Raw genomic sequence first — 2,755 nt, 5'->3', positions numbered from 1 at the left:
GCAAGCGACGAAGTCTTTCGTTCTGGAGAAAACCTGAGGTTTCGGGATTTTCTCTGTCAAAATCATATAAGATTGGCTGATGCTGATTGAGGGCCGGGTTACGGTTTGGTCCTGATGGTTTTGTCGACTGCGGGTTTTGGCTTTGCGGTCTGTTTTTTGACAATTGAATATGAGAAGAAAGAGAAACGTGGTCGGCGTGGTTTCGCGGACGGTCTTTAGGGACTGTCTTTGAATACGATGCAGACGGTCACGTTTTGATATGAGAACACCGGTTTCTTGTTGGGCTCGGATATCTTTCGCCATTCCTTTGGAATGACGGAACCCGAGCCGCTCCAGAGTGTGCAGTGATGCATGTTTTGGATTGGACAAGGGATCTCGTGAGTTCTCGTCGATTCAGAACATAGTGATTAGTCTAGATTGAATTCTCAACTTGAGAGTTTGATCCTGGCTCAGAACGAACGCTGGCGGCAGGCTTAACACATGCAAGTCGAACGCTCCGCAAGGAGAGTGGCAGACGGGTGAGTAACGCGTGGGAATCTACCCAACCCTGCGGAATAGCTCCGGGAAACTGGAATTAATACCGCATACGCCCTTCGGGGGAAAGATTTATCGGGGATGGATGAGCCCGCGTTGGATTAGCTAGTTGGTGGGGTAAAGGCCTACCAAGGCGACGATCCATAGCTGGTCTGAGAGGATGATCAGCCACATTGGGACTGAGACACGGCCCAAACTCCTACGGGAGGCAGCAGTGGGGAATATTGGACAATGGGCGCAAGCCTGATCCAGCCATGCCGCGTGAGTGATGAAGGTCTTAGGATTGTAAAGCTCTTTCAGTAGGGAAGATAATGACGGTACCTACAGAAGAAGCCCCGGCTAACTTCGTGCCAGCAGCCGCGGTAATACGAAGGGGGCTAGCGTTGTTCGGAATTACTGGGCGTAAAGCGCACGTAGGCGGATATTTAAGTCAGGGGTGAAATCCCGCAGCTCAACTGCGGAACTGCCTTTGATACTGGGTATCTTGAGTATGGAAGAGGTAAGTGGAATTGCGAGTGTAGAGGTGAAATTCGTAGATATTCGCAGGAACACCAGTGGCGAAGGCGGCTTACTGGTCCATAACTGACGCTGAGGTGCGAAAGCGTGGGGAGCAAACAGGATTAGATACCCTGGTAGTCCACGCCGTAAACGATGAATGTTAGCCGTCGGGCAGTTTACTGTTCGGTGGCGCAGCTAACGCATTAAACATTCCGCCTGGGGAGTACGGTCGCAAGATTAAAACTCAAAGGAATTGACGGGGGCCCGCACAAGCGGTGGAGCATGTGGTTTAATTCGAAGCAACGCGCAGAACCTTACCAGCCCTTGACATGCCCGGCTCGCCACAGAGATGTGGTTTTCCCTTCGGGGACCGGGACACAGGTGCTGCATGGCTGTCGTCAGCTCGTGTCGTGAGATGTTGGGTTAAGTCCCGCAACGAGCGCAACCCTCGCCCTTAGTTGCCAGCATTCAGTTGGGCACTCTAAGGGGACTGCCGGTGATAAGCCGAGAGGAAGGTGGGGATGACGTCAAGTCCTCATGGCCCTTACGGGCTGGGCTACACACGTGCTACAATGGTGGTGACAGTGGGCAGCGAGCACGCGAGTGTGAGCTAATCTCCAAAAGCCATCTCAGTTCGGATTGCACTCTGCAACTCGAGTGCATGAAGTTGGAATCGCTAGTAATCGCGGATCAGCACGCCGCGGTGAATACGTTCCCGGGCCTTGTACACACCGCCCGTCACACCATGGGAGTTGGTTTTACCCGAAGGCGCTGCGCTAACCGCAAGGGGGCAGGCGACCACGGTAGGGTCAGCGACTGGGGTGAAGTCGTAACAAGGTAGCCGTAGGGGAACCTGCGGCTGGATCACCTCCTTTCTAAGGAAGCCTGGAATGGTAAGACGACAGACACGATCTTCGGGTCGGCTCTGTATGAACCTTCCTCATGCTTTTTAGAACATAGATCGGACCAGTCAGGTCACGATCGCAAACGAAATACGCCGATGCCGGCCTGTTCATTCAGGTCAGATGGTGTCGGTATGGCGAGGTCCGCCGACCACGTTTCTCTTTCTTCATGAAGACAAAAAACCGCACGACCGGTTTGACTGAATGGGCCCGTAGCTCAGTTGGTTAGAGCACACGCTTGATAAGCGTGGGGTCGGTAGTTCGAGTCTACCCGGGCCCACCATTTGCTTAGCAGCAAACGGTTGTTTGCGTTCACGTGCTGTTCGGACCTTTGGTCCTGCACTCCACGAGGGCGCCAAACGCTTGGCGACGGCTCTCTGAGCCTGTATGGGTGGCGCATTCAATGTTGAATACGATCGTGTGGATTATGGTGTTGATGGACGGGCTTTGTTGCTGATGCCAATTGGCTACTGCCTATTCCCTGACGAGATTGGGGCTTTAGCTCAGCTGGGAGAGCACCTGCTTTGCAAGCAGGGGGTCAACGGTTCGATCCCGTTAAGCTCCACCATATTTGGTCCTCACGGCGAGCGCAGCCTTTGGCTGCTGCCTGCGGACGGCGCGCCGAACGGTCGGCGACGGCCTCACGGCCTGTACTGGTGGTCTGCTCACGATTGAGCATGGCAGCCATACAGCGCAGAGCGCGTCGCCAGTCGTCTGGCGCCCTGGCGGAGCGCCTTCGGCGCGTGAGCCCTGAAAAATTGTCTTCTGAAGAAATAAAAGTTTGCACATTGCTTCGAGCTTTGTGCCTGTTCTGCAAAAAT

1 protein-coding gene, 2 tRNA genes and 1 rRNA gene are annotated in these 2,755 nt (G+C 54.1%); 3 read left to right on the top strand and 1 reads right to left on the bottom strand.

Annotated elements, in window-relative coordinates:
- A partial coding sequence (locus ACR65N_RS22015; RefSeq protein WP_440458771.1) for a hypothetical protein occupies positions 1-369 on the bottom strand: 369 nt, incomplete at its 3' end.
- A gap of 57 nt (positions 370-426) precedes the next feature.
- On the opposite strand from ACR65N_RS22015, the gene ACR65N_RS22010 reads away from it, so the two are divergent.
- The 3 genes from ACR65N_RS22010 (at position 427) to ACR65N_RS22000 (ending at position 2,502) form a co-directional block, all read left to right on the top strand.
- Positions 427-1,907, top strand: a 16S ribosomal RNA gene (locus tag ACR65N_RS22010).
- A 233-nt stretch (positions 1,908-2,140) separates the two neighbouring features.
- A tRNA-Ile gene (locus tag ACR65N_RS22005) sits at positions 2,141-2,217 on the top strand.
- Between the two features lie 209 nt (positions 2,218-2,426).
- Positions 2,427-2,502 (top strand) — tRNA-Ala (locus ACR65N_RS22000).
- Positions 2,503-2,755: the final 253 nt, after the last annotated feature.

The sequence above is a fragment of the Rhizobium sp. SAFR-030 genome (assembly GCF_059415005.1).
This window is presented reverse-complemented; position numbering and strand designations above follow the sequence as displayed.